Annotated in this window: 11 protein-coding genes and 2 pseudogenes; 10 read left to right on the top strand and 3 right to left on the bottom strand. The window is 64.1% G+C overall.

Annotation, left to right across the window (positions count from 1 at the left end; translation table 11 throughout):
- Positions 1–16 precede the first annotated feature (16 nt).
- Both mads1 and ABQU90_RS16750 read right to left on the bottom strand, forming a co-directional pair.
- Positions 17–232, bottom strand: coding sequence for a methylation-associated defense system helix-turn-helix domain-containing protein MAD1 (mads1, locus tag ABQU90_RS16755; protein WP_323523011.1), 216 nt, complete (start codon positions 230–232; stop codon positions 17–19).
- Positions 233–333: 101 nt separating this feature from the next.
- Positions 334–645: a hypothetical protein gene (locus ABQU90_RS16750; protein WP_323523083.1), complete on the bottom strand. Its 312-nt coding sequence runs from the start codon at positions 643–645 to the stop codon at positions 334–336.
- A gap of 163 nt (positions 646–808) precedes the next feature.
- Between ABQU90_RS16750 and motC the strand changes: the two are divergent.
- Positions 809–986, top strand: a pseudogene (gene motC, locus ABQU90_RS16745) (flagellar motor protein); the annotation flags it as partial.
- Between the two features lie 406 nt (positions 987–1392).
- On the opposite strand, the gene ABQU90_RS16740 reads toward motC, so the two are convergent.
- The gene (locus ABQU90_RS16740) at positions 1393–4548 is read right to left on the bottom strand and encodes a TonB-dependent receptor (protein WP_323523012.1); all 3156 of its coding nucleotides are present in this window, start codon (positions 4546–4548) and stop codon (positions 1393–1395) included.
- Positions 4549–5364: 816 nt separating this feature from the next.
- On the opposite strand from ABQU90_RS16740, the gene ABQU90_RS16735 reads away from it, so the two are divergent.
- The 9 genes and pseudogenes from ABQU90_RS16735 to ABQU90_RS16695 all read left to right on the top strand — a co-directional run bounded on the left by ABQU90_RS16735 (position 5365) and on the right by ABQU90_RS16695 (position 17129).
- Complete coding sequence (locus tag ABQU90_RS16735; protein WP_115512904.1) at positions 5365–6105, top strand: flagellar motor protein; 741 nt, start codon at positions 5365–5367, stop codon at positions 6103–6105.
- Between the two features lie 7 nt (positions 6106–6112).
- Positions 6113–7087 (top strand): flagellar motor protein MotD, encoded by a 975-nt coding sequence (gene motD / locus ABQU90_RS16730; RefSeq protein WP_055846606.1) that lies wholly within the window; start codon positions 6113–6115, stop codon positions 7085–7087.
- Position 7088: 1 nt separating this feature from the next.
- Positions 7089–7871, top strand: a complete 783-nt coding sequence (locus tag ABQU90_RS16725; RefSeq protein WP_115527716.1) for a ParA family protein — start codon at positions 7089–7091, stop codon at positions 7869–7871.
- Positions 7868–9166, top strand: a complete 1299-nt coding sequence (locus ABQU90_RS16720; RefSeq protein WP_323523013.1) for a chemotaxis protein CheW — start codon at positions 7868–7870, stop codon at positions 9164–9166. Before ABQU90_RS16725 ends, ABQU90_RS16720 begins: the two co-directional genes overlap by 4 nt.
- Positions 9167–9263: 97 nt before the next feature.
- Positions 9264–9572 carry an STAS domain-containing protein gene (locus ABQU90_RS16715; RefSeq protein ID WP_323523014.1) on the top strand — a complete coding sequence of 103 codons (309 nt, stop codon included), beginning with the start codon at positions 9264–9266 and terminating at the stop codon, positions 9570–9572.
- Positions 9569–9934 (top strand): response regulator, encoded by a 366-nt coding sequence (locus ABQU90_RS16710; RefSeq protein ID WP_002806565.1) that lies wholly within the window; start codon positions 9569–9571, stop codon positions 9932–9934. The genes ABQU90_RS16715 and ABQU90_RS16710 overlap by 4 nt, the downstream gene beginning before the upstream one ends.
- A gap of 33 nt (positions 9935–9967) precedes the next feature.
- Positions 9968–11968 (top strand): chemotaxis protein CheA, encoded by a 2001-nt coding sequence (locus tag ABQU90_RS16705; RefSeq protein WP_115512900.1) that lies wholly within the window; start codon positions 9968–9970, stop codon positions 11966–11968.
- Between the two features lie 245 nt (positions 11969–12213).
- Positions 12214–14485, top strand: a pseudogene (locus tag ABQU90_RS16700) (methyl-accepting chemotaxis protein).
- A gap of 373 nt (positions 14486–14858) precedes the next feature.
- A complete protein-coding gene (locus ABQU90_RS16695) occupies positions 14859–17129 on the top strand; it encodes a methyl-accepting chemotaxis protein (RefSeq protein ID WP_323523015.1) in 2271 nt (756 codons plus the stop codon).
- Positions 17130–17300 lie beyond the last annotated feature (171 nt).

The raw sequence follows: 17300 nt of genomic DNA, 5'->3' as shown, positions 1-17300 counted from the left end.
CTGTGCGGAGCGCTGGTTAGGCATTGCGGGGCTGCTTGTCGTCAAAGTCATCACTGCTGGCAGCGGCACCGCCCTCGCGCACCCAGGCGTCCACGTCTTCCTTCTTGAACTTCCAGAAGCGCCCAACCTTGTGCCCTGGCATGCCTTTAGAGGTCACCCAGGTGTAGATGGTGTCTTTGGCTACGCCGAGGTAGTCGGCTATTTCATCGACAGACAGCCAGCGATCGTCCATGCCTGCACCCAACCAGAAATGCGCCGCCAAAGTGGCGGCAACTGAACACAGTCTACGTCACCTTAAGCCAGTTCAATAGGGTTTGATCCTGTTTGATCGGTCTAATTCTTGTCAGGGTCATTTGAATCGGACAAGGGCGGCTTCAATCCCAAACTGGCTTCCAGTACCAAAACGCGAGCTTCCTGCGCTCCCAGCTCCTTGATCAACAACTGTGCTTCAAGCATCGGTGCATGCGCGAATGAGCGAGACTGACAGTCACGCTCGCCAGTCCCATGCGTAATCTCACGCGCACGCTGGAGCAGCGCGGCCTGCGCGGGCACCTGATCGAAAACTTCTTTGCCAAACTCAAGCAGTACTGCGCCATTGCGAATCGATACGCCAAGACAGCCTGAAACGTCCTCGGCGCGATCCACTGGATCGTCTCAGTCATTTCGCTCAATTGATGACTGGGCCTACGGCCTTACACACCCAGTGAAGTCGGCAAGGCAAAGGCCGCGATCTCAGAACGACAACTTTCTGGCGCTCTCGACCTCTCGGTTCTATCGAGTCCGCCGCGCCCGGGCCGATACCGCTTGCATGAACAGGCTTAGCGTAATCGGACTGGTGCTGGCGATCGTTGCGATCGTGGGCGGCAGCGTCTTGAAGGGTGCCGGCATTTCGTCGCTGTGGTCGCCGGCTGCCTTCGTGATCGTCGGGACGGTGGCGGCGATCCTGCTGCACACCCGCCGGCGGTTTCCGGCGCGCCTTCCAAATAACGGTTCCAGGTGCACTTCTTCAAATAACGGTTCCAGGTGCACTTCTTCGTCATCCGCACGTTGAAAGAGCAATGCGTCCCGCGCCACTGAATCGAACGTCAGCACCACGCGGTCCGCGTGCTCGGCGACTAGATCCAGCTCTACAACCACCGACGCCCGCATCAGGCGCTGGGCATGAAGAGACCAGCTGACGCATATGCTTTAGCAGCATTCCCTGTGCAGAAGCCGCTGAGTCATTACAGGCCTGCGCAGCAGGAAAGACGCCATTCGATGAGATTCTGTGATAAACGACCACGCAAACACGACAGTGTCGTCGTGCACGGCGACACTACAGCCCGGCCGTCGCCGAACCATCGCGCCCATACGGTCCGCCGCGTGGCAGGCATGGGCGCGACACGCTGGGACCTAGAACTTGTAGGTCAGCCCCAAGTACGCCAGCCGGCCTGCGTATCCGCCGCTATAGAAGCGGGCTCGGGTGTCCTCGCCCAGGTGCGAGCGCGACTCCTGCTTGGTCAGGTTCAACACCGAGGCGGTGAGGCTGAGCGCCGGAGTGATGTTGTATGCCGCATTTACATCGATCTGATAGTACGGCTCCTCAAAGACGTTCAACCCGTTGACCAGGCCTTGCACTAGCTCGCCACGACGGTTGTACGAGGCGCGCAGCAGCAGGCTGTCGGCTTCGTAGAACACGGTGAGGTTGGTCTGGTTCCTGGCGCTGCCCGGCATGGAGGTCTTGCCGGCCTCGGTGCCGTCTTCCAGCCGCACCGCTGCCTTGCTGGCATCGTTGTAGGTGTAGTTGACCTGTACGCCGAGGCCGAACGGCAGCGTGTGCTGCGCGTAGAGCTCCACACCTTGCGAGACCGCGTCCTGGCCGCCGGCCTGGGTACTGTAGTTCTGCACGGTGACCGGTTGCCCGTCGATCATCATGTTCACGTCGCTGATCACGTCGACCGCAAAGTTCTCCACGTTCTTGCGGAACAGCCCCACACCCGCCACCGAACCCGGGTGGAAATACCATTCCAGCCCCAAGTCGAACTGGTTGGCCTTGTACGGCTCCAGGTTCTTGTTGCTGCCCGAGCCGTACCAGCCCTGCTCGCTGGCACCGCCGGTCAGGCGCCGGTCGGCCACGTACTCGGGGCTGTAGAACTCCAGGCTGCCAGGCGCGGCGATGTCGTTGTAGCTGGGACGCGCAATCACCTTCGCGGCTGCCGCGCGCAGCAGCAGGTTTTCGGTCAGGTCGTAGGCCAGGTTGAAACTCGGCAGCACGTCGGTGTAGTTGCGATCCAGCCCGCTGACCACGAACGACTCGGTGCGCTGCACGCTGTCGGACAAACGCCAGTAGCCTTCGGTCCCGCAATAGGTGTCGGCCGGGGCGCCGCTGGGCATGGCAGCGCCCTGCTGGCAGGCCAGCGGATTGCCGTCGACGCCGTCGAAGAAATAGTCGTTGTAGGCGGTCACCTTGTCGGTGGAATCGGCACGCTGGCCGGTGCGCGCTACCCGCACGCCGACGTTGCCACGCAGCCGCTCGGTGTGGAAGTTGAGCTGCAGGTAGGTGGAATAGATCTCCTCGTCGACGTTGTAGACGAAGTTGTCTTCGCTGCGGGTCTGCATCGCGCCGTAGGTTTGGTTCAAGTAGCCGATGTAGCCAGGGAAGTTGATCGCCGGGAATGCGCTGGCGTTGACGCCACCGGCCAGGTTGTCCTGCGCGAACAGCAGGCCCGGCGAGAACTGCGTAGCGATGGCATTGCAGCGCCCGTTCCAGTAGCGGTTGTCGTAGTCGCCCGGATCGGTGCCAGGGCATACCCAGTAGTTGTTGCCGGTACTGCGGTGGATGCCGCCGTCGCGACGCTTGAGGCCGAACTGCAGCGAGTCGAAGACCTCGCCGTCGAAATGCCAGGTGGTATCGATCTGCGCGTACTGCTGCTGATTGGTATTGCGGGTCCAGGACGAGCCGGTCGAGCCCAGGTCGACCTGCAGGATGCCGTTGCGCAGGTTTTGCATCAGCTCCGGCGAGAACGTCATGCTCGGTGTGCCAGTCAGGTCCCAGGCGCTGGCGAAGTTGCCGTTGGTCCAGCTGCCGTCGGCGTTCTGCAGGCGCGGCTTGATCGGCAAGGAAAACTGCAGCTCCGGCCCGCCCTTGGCCCAGGTGCGGCCAGCCTTGAACGACACGTCCACCTGCTCGCCACGCCATTCGCCGCCCAGGTCCACCGTCTGCGACTGCGACTTCTCGATGTTGTAGCTGCCGGTGATCTGCGGCGTCGGCACCGTGCAGTCATCCGAGCCCCAGCCGCCCGGAGGCAGGCCGGCTGCGGCGGCCTGCGCCTCGCTGCAGTAATAGGTCTTGCCCGGACGCAGGCTGTAGGCGGCGCCAGTGACAATCGTGCCGCTGGGATCGAACTGCAGCCCGTCGAGCAGACGCCCGCCGCGCCAGTTGCCGTCGCCGTTAAAGCGGGCAATGTTCCACTCGGGGATCTTGATGGTATTGGTCTGCGAGTTCTGCGACAGATCGAAGCGGAAATAGTTCGCGGTCAGGGTCAGGTCGTCGGTTGGCTTGAACTGCAAGGTCAGCTGCCCACCCTTGCGCTCGCGCTCCTCGCGTTTGGCATCCAGGCTGACCGCCGTCGGCATCATGAAACCGGTGGAGTAATTGCCGTTCTGGTCCCAGAAACCGGTACCGCCCCACCAGTTGGCGTTGAAGTCCGACGGATTTCCGTTCACGTCCACCGCCGGGCCGACTTCGTCGCGGCCGTACCACTGCCAGCTCTCGGTACTGGCATTGAGCGTGCGTGCGGTGCGCTTCTGCTGCGTGTAGCCAACGAAGACACCAAAGCGGTTGTCCTTGTCGTGCCACGAGTACGAACCGGAGAACTGGCCGTCGGTCTTCTTGCTGGTATCGGACCAGGTGCCCTCGGCGGAAACGAAGCCGGAATGTGCTTCCAGTTCCAGCGGGCGCCGCGTCTGCAGGATCACCGTGCCGCCGATGCCGCCTTCGTCGATGCGCGCTTCCGGGGTCTTGTACAACTCCGCGCTGCCCAGCAGGTTTGACGGCAGCAGCGTGTAGTTGAACGAGCGCGTCGGGTCGCCGTTGGACTCGGCGGTGGCGATGTAGTTGCCGTTCAATTCGGTCAGCACCAGCTCCGAGGACAGACCGCGCACGCTGACGTTCTTGCCTTCGCCGCCGTCGCGGCTGATGACCACACCGGGCACGCGCTGCAGCGCATCGGCCACGTTCTTGTCGGGGAATTTGCCCACGTCCTCGGCGGTGATCACATCGACCACGGCGTTGGCGTTGCGCTTCTGCTCCAGGCTTTTTTCGATCGCGTAGCGGTAGCCGGTCACCGTCACAGCGTCCAGCTCCGTGGCCTGCACCTCGGCCTGGCCCGCGGGCGCCGGCGTGCCGTCGGCCTGCTGGGCGGAGACGGTGGCGGAGGCGGCGCTCGCGAACAAGGCGATGGCGATACCGGCGGACAGCGTGCTGCGGTTGCGTGCAAATGGCATGCAGTTCATTTCGATCATGTTCTCCCAATAGTGATCGGCTTCGGCGGCTTTGTATCGATCCAACGATCGGACAAGAACACCGCCCGAGTGACGCAAAAATATCCGGCGCCGTTGCGGCGACCCGGTTTCCCTCTTCTTCTCTCCCCTTCTGCGCGGACGCGATTAGATCGTTCTAATGCAACGGGAAGCTAAGTATCACAGCCCATGCGCCAGCGCATTCTGCCGCGCAGCAGGCCGCAGCAATACAAGCGCCACGATGCGCGGTCGGGCTCGCCACGCTTGCATGCAGCACGGTACGGCACAGTCTGCTTGCCGCAGCAGCTTCATCGCGGCCCGCAACACGCCCTCGCCCGAAACCAGGCGCAAGCGGTTTACCGAAGCGCCTGCACTCTCCCCGTTACTTGCAACCGGGCTCAGCCAGAGACAGGATCGACGTGAGTGTTGACACATTCCAGGACATGGCCCAACAGAAGCCGCCTGGCTGCCATCGCCATGGCAGGGATGTGCCGCGACGGCGAGTCAGACAGGATGTCTGCCGCGCCGAAGAGCCGATTCCCGGCCGCGCTGGCGCTCTCACCGAAGCCTACAATCGACAGTCCGCGCCTGGACGTACCCTCACCCCAACCCCTCTCCCGCAGGAGAGGGGCTTGAGTGTCGCGTCGGTCGTGTCTTCCATGTCCGCCTCGGTAACGCAAGGGCTGACCTGAGGCGCCACTGAGTTCATCGAGACCTTTTACGACCGAGGAACCGGTCCCCGGCCGCGCTACCGCTCTCAGCGCAGTCGGCAATTCGAAGACCCATACCTCAGAACGACAAGTTTCTGGCGCGCCAACCGGCCACATCTATCAAGTCCGCCGCGACTGGGCCGATACCGCTTCCATGGACAGACTGAGCATTATCGGACTGGTGCTGGCGATCGTTGCGATCGTGGGCGGCAGCGTGTTGAAAGGCGCCGGCATTTCGTCGCTGTGGTCGCCGGCTGCCTTCCTCATCGTGATCGTGGGCACCGTGGCGGCGATCCTGCTGCATACCTCCCCGGCGGTTTTCCGGCGCGCATTCAAGATCCTGCGCTGGGTGATCCAGCCGCCGTCCAGCGATCGCCCGCAGCTGCTGGCGCGTATCGTGGAATGGAGCAACATCGCGCGTCGTCAGGGCCTGCTGGGCCTGGAAGATCAGCTGCCGCGCCAGAGCGATGCTTTCCTGCGCAAGGGCCTGCAGATGCTGGTCGACGGCGTGGAGCCGGAATCCATGCGGCATATGCTGGAAATCGAAGTCGATAACCAGGAGCGTCAGGATCTTGCCGCGGCCAAGGTGTTCGAAGGCATGGGCATCTATGCGCCCACGCTGGGCATCATCGGCGCGGTACTCGGCCTGATGGCGGTGATGAAGAATCTGGCCGACCCGGCCATGCTCGGCCACGGCATCGCTGCGGCGTTTACCGCCACCATTTATGGCATTGCCTCGGCCAATCTGCTGTTTCTGCCGGTGGCGGCCAAGCTCAAGAGCGTGATCCATTGCAGCACCAACGAGCGCGAAATGGCGATCGAAGGGCTGATTGCGATCGCTCAGGGCGAGAACCCGCGCAACATCGAGTCGAAATTGGCAGGCTACTTGCATTAGAGCTGCTATGGCCCGTCGTCGCAAACACCACGAAGAACATGGCAACCACGAAGCGTGGGCGATTCCGTACGCCGACCTGATGACCTTGCTGCTCGCATTTTTTGTGGTGATGTATGCCATCTCCTCGCTCAACGAGGGCAAATACAAGGTCATGGCGCAGGCGCTGACCAGCGCGTTCGGCGGCTCGTCCACCAACGCCAGCCCGGTGCAACTGGGCAAGACCCAGAGCCTGGGCGCCGATTACGACCGCCCGTCGGTGATCAAGGCCGGCGCGCCGATGGCCGCGTCCAACGGCCCCACCGACCCCACCCTGCTGCCGTCGATGGCCGCGCAGATGCGCATGCCGGTGTCGCTGCGCAATCAGACCCAGCTGGCGCGTGCGCAGCGGCAGATGGATGCGGTTGCCGAACAGCTGAGCAAGACGCTGTCGCCGCTGATCGACAAGAAACTCATCACCATCCGCCGCAACGATCTGTGGATCGAAGTGGAGATCAACAGCGACATCCTGTTCGGTACCGGCTCGGCCACCCTGGCCGGCGGCGCCCGCGGAACGCTGTCCACGTTGGCGTCGGTGCTGCGCGATGCGCCCAACGGCGTGCGCGTGGAGGGCTATACCGACAACCAGCCCATCGCCACCCTGCAGTTCCCCTCCAATTGGGAGCTGTCGGCGGCGCGTGCGGCCAGCGTGGTGCACCTGTTTGCCGACGATGGCATCGCCCCGCAACGATTGGCGATGGTGGGCTATGGAGAATTCCGCGCACGTGCCGATAACACAACCGAGGCGGGACGGAATGCGAACCGGCGTGTGGTGTTGATCATCCTCGCTGACTCAGCTGGCTCACTCGCACCCGATCCGCCATCGCAGTTGCACGCGACCGCCGCCGGGGCGCCAAAGCTTCCCAAGTCAGACGGCGGCCAAACGGCCGTCACCACCGAAAGCGGCACAAGTTCCGTCCCCGCCGTAATTGAAGGAGTGCAGTGAGATGCGTATCTGGGCAATCGCCAACCAAAAGGGCGGCGTAGGCAAGACCACCACGACGCTGGCGCTGGGTCGCGGCTTGGCCGCGCTCGGTCATCGGGTGTTGTTGATCGACCTCGACCCGCACTCCTCGCTCACCCGCGCGTTCGGCGTGGCGGTCGACCCGCCGCCGCGCGGGGTACTGGATCTGTTCGGCACCCCGCCGAGCGATCTGGCCAGCCTGGCGCACGAAAGCAGCATCCCCGGCCTGTCGTATGTGTGCGCGCAAGCCGCACTGGCCACGCTGGAGCGCCGTAGCGCCAATCAACCCGGCCTGGGCCTGGCATTGCAGAACGCCATGACCCGCCACGCCGGGCAACACGATTACATCCTGCTCGACTGCCCGCCTACGCTCGGCCTGCTGATGATCAACGCGCTGGCCGCTTGCGACCGCGTGGTGGTGCCGACCCAGGCCGAGCCGCTCGCACTGCATGGCCTGGCCAGCATGGTGCGCACCGCCGACATGGTGCAGCGCTCGCGTCGCCGCGAGCTGCCGGTGTCGATCCTGCCGACCTTGTTCGACCGCCGCACCCGTGCCGGCAACGAAACGCTCAAAGAAATGCAGACCACCTACGGACCGGTGGTGTGGGAAGACGCCGTTCCGATGGACACCCGTATTTGCAATGCCGCCGCACTGACCGTCCCCGCCACCGGCGCCGATTATCAGGGCCGCGGCCTGTCCGCCTATCGCCGCGCGCTGGAATGGGTGCTGGCCGATGACGTGATGCGTATGGAGCAAGCCGCATGAGCAACCACACCGCCAACGGTGAGCTGGACGATTATCTGGAAGGCTTGCTGCACGATGCCGGCGTAGAGATTCCCGCCGCCGTCGCGAGCACACCTGCCACTGTAATCCTCGCCGCTGCGCCCGCTGCCGCGCTTGCCACGATCGAAGAGACCGACGTCGCTGTCGCCGAAGCGCCGGTTGCCGTTGCCGCAACGCCGGAAGTCATCGCCGCCGATCTGCTGGCCGACCTGCGTTCGGACCCGGCACTGGGTGCGCCCGTGATTGCCGCACCGAGTGCTGCCGATATCGCCGCCGATTTCCTGGCCGAAATGGATGCCGACCCGGCATTCGGACCGCCCGTGGTCGCCGCACCGAGTGCTGCCGATATCGCCGCCGATTTCCTGGCCGAGATGGACGCCGACCCGGCATTCGGGCCGCCCGTGATAGCCGCACCGAGCGCTGCCGACATCGCTGCCGACTTCCTGGCCGAGATGGATGCCGACCCGGCATTCGGGCCGCCCGTGGTCGCCGCACCGAGTGCTGCCGATATCGCTGCCGATTTCCTGGCCGAGATGGATGCCGACCCGGCATTCGCCACGGCCGCGCCCAGCCCGTTCATGAGCACGGCCGATCTGATGGCCGAAATGGACGCCGACCCGGCCTTTGGCACCGCCTCCTCTGCGGTGGACCTGCTGACTGCCGATCTGCTGGCAGAAATGGATTCCGACCCGGCGTTCGGGCTGGAAGCCACACCGGTCGCCGTGCCGGCACCCGCACCCGCACCGCGTGCAGCACCGCAACGCGCCGCACCGGCACCGGTGTATCCGCAAGGCCTGCAGGCACTGCTTGCGCCTGGTCAGGCCGACAAGATCCATGCCGAGCGCCGCGCCAGCGAACGCAGCACCCGGTGGCTACGCCTGCGCTGCGGCGAACAAACGTATGCGCTGGAATTGCTCAAGGTGCAGGAGGTGGTCTTGCCGGTGCCGCTGTTGCCGCTACGCGGCACCGCCAGCGCCATGCTCGGCATCATGAATCTGCGTGGCCAGGTGGTGCCGGTGATCGACCTGGGCATCCATCTGGGCTCGTCGCCGGTAGATATGGACCTGCACACCCGCGTGGTGGTGCTGGAAGAAAACGGCGAAACCATGGGCCTGCGCGTGTCGGCCGTGGAAGACGTCACCAGCCTCACCGATCACCAGATCGAGCCGCCGGACAACGCACGCCTGTGCCGTATTTCCAACAACCTGTTCCGCGGTGTCGCCCGCCTGGGCCATCAACCGATGATCCTGCTCGATGCCACGCACCTGCTGCATTAACGCAGGGCTTGCGCAATCTGGCGTGTCGCCGATTCACCGTTAAAGCTTTTCCGCCTTCCGCCGTTAGTACGCATAGAACCAGCCGTTCGGAGCAACAATGAGCACAGTGATATTGGGTGAGGATCTCGGCATCGAGACCAGCGCCGACCTCAAGCAGAAGCTTGCCGAATTCCTCACCCAGGGCGGCGACCTGGTGCTTGATGCCGGTGAAGTCCGCCGTATCCACACCGCCAGCGTGCAGTTGCTCTGCGCCTTTGTGCAAACCCGCCGCCAGGCCGGTCTGCACACCGAATTCGATGGCTGCAACGACACCTTTAGAGATGCGGCACGTCTGCTCGGCGTCACCGACGCACTGGGACTTTCCGCATCCAATGACAACCTGAAATCTGTGGAGAACGCCGCATGAGCGCACGTATCTTGGTGGTGGACGATTCGGCGTCAATGCGCCAGATGGTCTCTTTCGCCCTCACCTCCGCCGGCTTTGCCGTCGAAGAAGCCGAAGACGGCGCTGTTGCGCTGGGCCGCGCGAAGGGCCAGCGCTTCAATGCGGTGGTGACCGACGTGAACATGCCCAACATGGACGGCATCTCGCTGATTCGCGAGCTGCGCCAGCTGCCGGACTACAAGTTCACTCCGATGCTGATGCTCACCACCGAATCGGCGGCCGACAAGAAGTCCGAAGGCAAGGCCGCCGGCGCCACCGGTTGGCTGGTCAAGCCGTTCAATCCAGAACAGCTGATCGCCACCGTGCAGAAAGTTCTCGGTTAATCCTTACTCGCTTCACCATCGGATCTCACGCCCATGAGCATGGACCTGCAACGTTTCCACGCCACCTTTTTCGAGGAAAGCCGCGAAGGGCTCGACGCGATGGAGGCCGGGCTGTTGTCCCTTGAAGAGGGCAACCGCGACCCGGAAATCATCAACTCGGTGTTCCGCGCTGCGCACTCCATCAAGGGTGGCGCAGCCACTTTCGGGTTCGAGGCCGTCGCCGGCCTGACCCACGTGCTGGAGACGCTGCTGGACGAGTTGCGCTCCAACAAGCGCCAGCTCGAACCCAATGCGGTCGACGCCATGCTCGGCTCGGTCGATGTGCTGCGCGCCCTGCTGCGCGAAGCCGAACACGGCACTCCCGCCGACCCGGCCGCGGTCAAGGCCGTGCATACGCGCTTGAACGCGGTGCTGGCCGGCGAAGCGCCGGTTGCGGTGGTGGTCGCCAAGCCGAAGGAAGAAGAACCCGAAGCCTGGCATATCGGTTTCACCCCGGCGCCGTCGCTGTTCATGAGCGGCAACGACCCGCTGCGCATCATCCGCGAGCTGGAGCATCTTGGCCCGCTGCAGATTGCCGCGCGTCTGGAGCGCATGCCGGGCTTTGAAAGCATCGACCCGCTGGAAGCCTATCTGGCGTGGGATCTGGGCCTGATCGGCAAGATTCCGCGCAGCAAGATCGAAGACACCTTCGCCTGGGTGGTGGACGATTGCGAGCTGGACATCCGCCCGATGGCGGTACCCGGCCCGCCGCCGAGCCTGGCGGTAGACGCCGCAGCGCCAGTGGCGGCCGTTGCACCGGCCGCTGCAGCAGCCGCTGAGCCTGCCGCTGCTGCGGCGCCGGCCAAGGCCGCTGCTGCAGAAGCCGAAAGCTCCATCCGCGTCAGCGTCGACAAGGTCGATGCATTGATCAACCTGGTCGGCGAGTTGGTGATTACGCAGGCCATGCTCAAGCAGGTCTCCGCCGGGCTGGATCCGGCGCATGCCGAACAGCTGTTCGCCGGTCTGGATCTGCTCGAGCGCAATACCCGCGATCTGCAGGAAGCGGTCATCGGCGTGCGCATGCTGCCCGTCGATGCGGTGTTCCGCCGCTTCCCGCGCCTGGTGCGCGACCTGTCCAGCCGTCTCGGCAAGCAGGTGCGTCTACGCACCATTGGCGAAAGCACCGAACTAGATAAGGGCTTGATCGAAAAGATCGCCGACCCGCTCGTGCATCTGGTGCGCAACTCGATCGACCATGGTCTGGAAATGCCCGATGCGCGCCGCGCCTCCGGCAAGGACGAAACCGGCACGATCACCTTGGCGGCCTCGCATCAGGGTGGCCACATCGTGATCGAAGTCAGCGACGACGGCCGCGGCCTCAATCGCGCCAAGATCCTGGAAAAAGCAGCCGAACGCGGCATTGCCGTGCCGGACAACCCGACCGATTCGCAGGTGTGGGACCTCATCTTCGCACCGGGCTTCTCCACCGCCGATGCGGTCACCGATCTCTCCGGTCGTGGCGTGGGCATGGACGTGGTCCGCCGCAACATCCAGGGCTTGGGTGGCGAAGTCCAGCTGGAAAGCAGCGCCGGCAGCGGTACCCGCGTGCTGATCCGTCTGCCGCTGACCCTTGCCATTCTGGACGGCATGACCGTCTCGGTGGCCGGCGAAACGCTGATCCTGCCGCTGTCCTACGTGCTCGAAGCGCTGCAGCCGGCCGCCGAAGACGTCCGCTCGATGGCAGGCGAAGGCCGGGTGCTGCGGGTGCGTGGCGAGTATCTGCCGATTCTCTCGCTCACCAATTACTACGGATTCGGCGGGCAACAGTCCTCGAAGGAACCGCTGGTGGTGGTGGTCGAAGGCGACGGCCAGAAGATCGCGCTGGAAGTGGACGAACTGCTCGGCCAGCAGCAGGTTGTCGTCAAGAACATCGAAAACAACTACCGCCGCATTCCGGGCGTCTCTGGCGCCACCATCCTGGGCGATGGCCGTGTGTCGCTGATCGTGGATATCGGCGGACTGGTGCGCTCGTTGAAGGTGCCGCAGGCAGCGTAAGGCAACATCCCGCGGCACGGATGCCGCGGCGCAACGCTCTTAACGCGATCGATGAGCGATCGGGGTTGGAGAGATCGCCGGCAGTATGGGGGCTGCCGGCATCAGCAATACCCGTCCGGCCCGACACGACCGACGGAAAATCTGGCCCTTCGTCCGGATCGTTCGACTCAGCCATCATCTCGCGCGCCCGCATCTTGCCGGCCGCCCGTGCGGCCAGTCGCTCTCTGCAACATGAGATGACCGCTATGAACTGGTTTCGCAATCTTGCCGTCGCGCGCAAGTTGGCCGTGGCGTTTTCGTTTACCGCACTGATCACCGTAAGCCTGGGCGCGTTCGCATTGGTGCGTATGCAATCCAGCGCGCAGCTATTGCGCGACATCGGTAATGTCTGGGCGCCGGCGGTGCAGCAGTTGAGCGAAATGCGCGCCCTGCTCGGCGAATTCCGCACCTACGAATTGGCCCAGCTGGCACATGCCGACGACCCGAAGGCAGTGCAGAATTATTTCGAGCGTATGGACAAGGCGCGCGCCGACATCGATGTCGCACAAAGCGCTTACGCCAAGACCACCACGCCCGGCAAAGAGGCCGAGCTATACGACGCGGTCAAGCTGAAACTGGCTGATTACTACAAGGCCAACGCTGCGCTCAGCGCCGCGATACGCGCCGATGATCTGGCCACCGCCAATACCGTATCCGACGAGCAATCACGTCCGGCGCGACGCGAACTGTTTGCCAAACTCGTTGAGCTGACCAAGTTCAACAGCGCGCAAATGACCAGCGAAATCGCAAAAGCCGAAGCCACCTACCAACGCTCGGTGCAGGTGATGATCGCGGCGATGACGCTGGTGGTGTTGCTGGCCGCCTTCGCTGGCTGGTTCATCGCACGCAGCATCGCTGGCCCGCTCGGTCGCGCCACCCGCGTGGCCGGCGCCATTGCGCAGGGCAAACTGGACAACACGATCCAGGTCGATAGCCGCGACGAGGCCGGTCAGTTGCTGCACAGCATGCAAGGCATGCAGCGCCAGCTGCAGGCAGTGCTGGCCGCGCAATCGGACATGGCGCAGCGCCACGACGCCGGCCAGATCAGCTACCGCATGGACGCAGACGCATTTCCTGGCGACTACGGCACCATGGTGCGCGATACCAACGCGCTGGTCGGCTCGCATATCGCGGTGAAGATGCAGCTGACGCAGATCATGTCGCGTTATGCCATCGGTGACCTGAGCCAGGACATGCAACGGCTGCCCGGCGAAAAGGCCGTGCTCACCGAGACCATGGACACCGTCAAGCGCAATCTCTCTTCGATGAACAGCGAGATCAAGATGCTGGCGCAGGCCGCCGCCAATGGCGACTTCAGCGTGCGCGGCGATGCGCAGCGCTTCCAGTACGACTTCCACGCGATGGTGGCGAGCCTCAACACCTTGATGGCCACCTCCGATACCAATCTGCGCGCGTTGTCGGGGGTATTGCAGGCGATTGCAGCCGGCGACCTGACGGCGCAGATGCACGGCGAGTTCAATGGGGTGTTTGCGCAGATGCGCGACGATGCCAATGCCACCACCGAGCAGTTGTCGGGCATCGTCGGGCGGATTCAGCATGCCACCGTGTCGATCAATGCCGCGGCCAGCGAGATTGCCGCCGGTAATAACGACCTCTCGCAGCGGACCGAGCAACAAGCGGCCAACCTGGAAGAAACCGCCGCCTCGATGGAGGAGCTCACCTCCACCGTCAAGCAGAACGCCGAGCATGCGCGTCAGGCCAATCCAGCTCGCCATCGGCGCAGCGACGGTGGCCTCGCAAGGCGGCGATGTGGTCGCGCAGGTGGTGACCACCATGTCCGGCATCGAGGTGTCGTCGAAGAAGATCGCCGAGATCATCAGCGTCATCGACGGCATCGCCTTCCAGACCAATATCCTGGCCTTGAACGCGGCAGTGGAAGCGGCGCGTGCCGGAGAACAGGGCCGCGGTTTCGCCGTGGTTGCTTCCGAAGTGCGCACATTGGCGCAGCGCTCTGCCGGTGCCGCAAAAGAGATCAAGCACTTGATCGACGACTCGGTCGGCAAGGTCGCCGAAGGCTCGCTGCTGGTGGACCAGGCCGGCAAGACCATGGCCGACATCGTGGCCAGCGTGCAGCGCGTCACCGACATCATGGGCGAGATCTCGGCGGCGTCGCAGGAACAATCCAGCGGCATCGAGCAGGTCAACCTCACTGTGACGCAGATGGACGAAGCCACCCAGCAGAATGCCGCGCTGGTGGAAGAAGCCACCGCCGCCGCACGTTCGATGGAAGAACAGGCCGGCCAGCTGTCCGATGCCGTAGCGATCTTCAAGCTGCGGCCCACCGCTGCGGTGACGATGGCACCGGCGCGCCCCGCCCCGACGGCGCGCAAGCCGCTCAAAACGCCTGTGACCAAGCGCGCTACCGCCACCGCCGCACCGGCGAGCAAGACGAAAACCGTGGCACGCCCCACCCTGGCAGCCGCCTCCGGTGGGGACACCAGCTGGCACGAGTTCTGAGGTCTTTCGCGACATCGGCTGCGGTTATGCAGCCTACACCACCAAGCCCTGGCAGCGATGCCGGGGCTTGTGCGTTTCTACGGGTATGCAGGAAGCCGCTTGTAGTCTCGCGCCTCCAGTAGCAGCACACGATGCCGCCCTGGGAAACCACGTAGCCCACAGCGCTCAGCAGCGCGCAATAGAAGGCTTGCAAACCACGGTGCCTGTGTCATCGCCTTGCACGCGCCAGCCGCCCTGCGCATCGCGCCAATGCGTCGTGTTGGCGTCGACCGCGCTGAACGCAAGCGTGCCAAGCGAGCCCGAGTGGCTTAAGAAACCTGGCGAGCGAACGCTACCGGTGTACCTCTTTCCCACCCTCCCTTAGAGAATCACCATGAAATTCCTGCACTCCCTGACCGTCGGGCGACGCCTGGCGTTGGCATTCGCGTTGCTGATCGTTTTGTTGGCCGGCTCCACCACCCTGGCGCTGTACGAGTTCAAGACCGTCAAAAACCAGGTCTCGATCATCATCGAGGTCAACAATCGCAAGGCCGCGCTGCTCAACCAGATGCGCGAAAGCAACATGCTCGGCGAGCGCTACATGCGCGACTTCATGCTGGCCGCACCGCAACAACTGCCCGCCGTCGATGCACAGCTCAAGGAAAATCGTGCGCATTACGCACAACTGTGGGCCGCGCTGCAGCAGCTGCCGACCAACACCGACGGCATGCGCGCGCGCCAGGCCATCCAGGACAGCCTCACCGCTGCCCGCGCCACCAACAACCGCCTGCTCGGCATGGTGCGCGATGGCAATCTCGACGGCGCCAAGCAGCTGTTGAATGGCGAAGCGCAGCCCTTGCTGGAACGCCGCTCCAAGGCGATCGCCGCGGCGGTGGAATTGCAGAACCAGCAGAACGCCGCCGGTGCAGACACGATCCTGAGCAGTGTGGCGCTGGCCAATCGCGCCTTGATCGCCTTCGGCCTGTTGTCGGCCGGCCTGGCCGCTGCACTGGCGTGGCTGATTTCGCGCAGCCTGGTGCGCCCCTTGCAACAGGCCACCCAGGTGGCCGAGGCGATCGCACACGGCAAGCTGGATAATCCGATCGGCCCGCAGCCGCGCGACGAGCCTGGTCAATTGTTGACCAGCATGCGCGGCATGCAGGATCAACTCAAAGCCGTGGCCGCTGCGCAGCAGGACATGGCGCGCCGGCACGACGCTGGCCAGATCAGCTTCCGCATGGATCAGGCGGCGTTTCCCGGCGAATACGGCACCATGGTGCGCGACACCAATGCACTGGTCGCATCGCATATCGAAGTAAAGATGAAGCTGGCGCAGATCATGTCGCGCTATGCCATCGGCGACCTGAGTCAGGACATGGACCGCCTGCCCGGCGAGAAGGCCGTGCTCACCGACACCATGGATGCGGTCAAGCACAATCTCTCGGCAATGAATAGCGAGATCCAGTTGCTCGCGCAGGCCGCCGCCAATGGCGACTTCAGCGTGCGTGGCGATACGCAGCGGTTTCAGCATGATTTTCTGGCGATGGTGGAAAGCCTCAACCAGTTGATGGCCACTGCCGACGGCAATCTGGGTGCGTTGTCCAAGGTGCTGCAGGCCATTGCCGCCGGCGACCTGACCGAGCGCATGCAGGGCCAGTTCCATGGCGTGTTTGCGCAGATGCGCGACAACGCCAATGCCACCACCGCGCAATTGTCCGGCATCGTCGGGCGTATCCAGCTGGCCACAAGCTCGATCAATACCGCTGCCGGCGAAATCGCTGCCGGCAACAACGACCTGTCGCAGCGCACCGAACAACAGGCCGCCAACCTGGAAGAAACCGCCGCGTCGATGGAGGAGCTCACCTCCACCGTCAAGCAGAACGCCGAAGGCGCACGCCAGGCCAATCAGCTCGCCATCGGTGCCGCCAACGTGGCCTCGCAAGGTGGCGAAGTGGTCAGCAAGGTCGTCGCGACCATGGCCGATATCCAGGCCTCGTCGAAAAAGATTGCCGACATCATCAGCGTCATCGACGGCATCGCCTTCCAGACCAATATCCTGGCCTTGAATGCGGCAGTGGAAGCGGCGCGTGCCGGCGACCAGGGCCGCGGCTTTGCGGTGGTGGCCAGCGAAGTGCGCACCCTGGCGCAACGCTCGGCCGGTGCGGCGAAAGAGATCAAGGACCTGATCGACGACTCGGTGAGCAAGGTCGCCGAAGGTTCGCGGCTGGTAGACCAGGCCGGCACCACCATGACCGAGGTCGTGGCCAGCGTGCAGCGCGTGACCGACATCATGGGCGAGATCTCCGCCGCCTCGCAGGAGCAGTCGGCCGGCATTGAGCAGGTCAACCTCACCGTGACGCAGATGGACCAGGCCACCCAGCAGAACGCCGCGCTGGTGGAAGAAGCCACCGCCGCCGCACGGGCGATGGAAGAGCAGGCTGGCCAGTTGTCCGATGCGGTGGCGATCTTCAAACTCCACCCCGGCCAGACGCAGCCGGCAACGGCAACCCGCCCTGCCCCGCAGCGGCTGGCAAGCGTTGCCTCGACGGGTGCGCCCCGCCACCTTGGATCTGTGAAAGCGAAGCCGGCGATCAAACCTACGATCGTCTCGCGCCCAGCCCTGGCAACGGCCACCGATAACCAGGCGAACTGGCGCGAGTTCTAAGCGCACGGCTCTCGCCCACCTCACGCACGGAGGTGGATTCGGGTGAGGGGACGGCTCAGTGTCACGGCACCAGTCGTCCTCACGCCGCCTCACCCAAAGCCCCAGAACGCCCCGGCCAACCACCGGGGCGTTCTGCTATCTGGACGCTACAAACCCGCATCATCGGGCGCT

Source organism: Xanthomonas sp. WHRI 10207, assembly GCF_040202975.1.
In the GTDB taxonomy this organism is placed as follows: Bacteria; Pseudomonadota; Gammaproteobacteria; order Xanthomonadales; family Xanthomonadaceae; genus Xanthomonas.
Note: the sequence above shows the minus strand (reverse complement) of the source record. Positions and strands in the feature narration are given on the sequence as shown.

Excerpts from the sequence above, each read along its gene's own strand:
- mads1 (WP_323523011.1), bottom strand. The coding sequence starts at position 232 with ATGGACGATCGCTGGCTGTCTGTCGATGAAATAGCCGACTACCTCGGC.
- ABQU90_RS16735 (WP_115512904.1), top strand. The coding sequence starts at position 5,365 with ATGGACAGACTGAGCATTATCGGACTGGTGCTGGCGATCGTTGCGATC.
- motD (WP_055846606.1), top strand. The coding sequence starts at position 6,113 with ATGGCCCGTCGTCGCAAACACCACGAAGAACATGGCAACCACGAAGCG.
- ABQU90_RS16725 (WP_115527716.1), top strand. The coding sequence starts at position 7,089 with ATGCGTATCTGGGCAATCGCCAACCAAAAGGGCGGCGTAGGCAAGACC.
- ABQU90_RS16720 (WP_323523013.1), top strand. The coding sequence starts at position 7,868 with ATGAGCAACCACACCGCCAACGGTGAGCTGGACGATTATCTGGAAGGC.
- ABQU90_RS16715 (WP_323523014.1), top strand. The coding sequence starts at position 9,264 with ATGAGCACAGTGATATTGGGTGAGGATCTCGGCATCGAGACCAGCGCC.
- ABQU90_RS16710 (WP_002806565.1), top strand. The coding sequence starts at position 9,569 with ATGAGCGCACGTATCTTGGTGGTGGACGATTCGGCGTCAATGCGCCAG.
- ABQU90_RS16705 (WP_115512900.1), top strand. The coding sequence starts at position 9,968 with ATGAGCATGGACCTGCAACGTTTCCACGCCACCTTTTTCGAGGAAAGC.
- ABQU90_RS16695 (WP_323523015.1), top strand. The coding sequence starts at position 14,859 with ATGAAATTCCTGCACTCCCTGACCGTCGGGCGACGCCTGGCGTTGGCA.